A 630-nucleotide genomic window follows, 5' to 3' on the forward strand; every position below is an offset into this window, starting at 1 on the left:
AAGCCTCAGGCATCCCCGCAAGTTGGCGCTTGCGAGGCGGGACTCAGTGAGGCAGGATGCAGGGGCATTGCGTAGTTGTGCTCCTGCCTCTTCGGCGGTGACGGAAAGCTCTCTCGGTTGGCGCCGCGAGGGCTTTTTCGTTTCTGGGGTTCTGCTTCTCTGCGGATCTCCAAATTATGGCGGGCAGCGTAACCACCCTTTCATCTTCAGGCTAGCGCGAAGCTGGCGCCTGCAAAGCATTATTTTCTAACGCTGTTTTCCAAATCTCCGGATAACCGGAGTGCAGGACATCCCGAACTCCGGAAAACCGGTTGTCAGGAAGGCCAGACTGCCGGATGCTTCGATCATGAAAACCGCGCCGATTCTGGCACTTGCCAGCACCAAAGGTGGGGTGGGGAAGACCACCCTCACCTACTGCCTCGCCATAGAGATGGCTCGCCGGTTATCCGGTACTCCGGATAACCGGCGAGCCGGAAATCCGGATGAATTTGCTGTCGAGTGTATCGACGCTGATCCCAACAGGACCCTCTATGAAGCGGTTCGTAAGGGACGGCCCCATGGAGTCCGCGGCGAAATTGCCACCGTGGACACCATCTTGCCCGCAATCCGAGACGCAACGCTTCGGGCTAA

1 protein-coding gene is annotated in these 630 nt (G+C 58.3%); it reads left to right on the forward strand.

Going from position 1 to position 630, the window contains the following annotated elements:
- Nucleotides 1–280: 280 nt before the first annotated feature.
- On the forward strand, nucleotides 281–630 hold a 350-nt coding region (locus D2K64_RS25875; RefSeq protein WP_456316387.1), incomplete at its 3' end, for a hypothetical protein.

The organism is Teichococcus vastitatis, assembly GCF_003604215.1.
In the GTDB taxonomy this organism is placed as follows: domain Bacteria; phylum Pseudomonadota; class Alphaproteobacteria; order Acetobacterales; family Acetobacteraceae; genus Pseudoroseomonas; species Pseudoroseomonas vastitatis.